1 rRNA gene is annotated in these 377 nt (G+C 52.5%); it reads left to right on the plus strand.

Going from position 1 to position 377, the window contains the following annotated elements:
• Window positions 1-377: ribosomal RNA gene (locus BHE89_RS21885) — 16S ribosomal RNA — on the plus strand; the annotation flags it as partial.

Below are 377 nucleotides of genomic sequence, written 5' to 3' on the forward strand. Positions count from 1 at the left end.
CTCAGGTGCGAAAGCGTGGGGAGCAAACAGGATTAGATACCCTGGTAGTCCACGCTGTAAACGATGTCGATTTAGAGGTTGTGGTCTTGAACCGTGGCTTCTGGAGCTAACGGCGTTAAATCGACGCCTGGGGAGTACGGCCGCAAGGTTAAAACTCAAATGAATTGACGGGGGCCCGCACAAGCGGTGGAGCATGTGGTTTAATTCGATGCAACGCGAAGAACCTTACCTACTCTTGACATCCAGCGAATCCTTTAGAGATAGAGGAGTGCCTTCGGGAACGCTGAGACAGGTGCTGCATGGCTGTCGTCAGCTCGTGTTGTGAAATGTTGGGTTAAGTCCCGCAACGAGCGCAACCCTTATCCTTTGTTGCCAGC

It is taken from the genome of Shigella sp. FC1967 (assembly GCF_001743005.1).
Taxonomy (GTDB): domain Bacteria; phylum Pseudomonadota; class Gammaproteobacteria; order Enterobacterales; family Enterobacteriaceae; genus Proteus.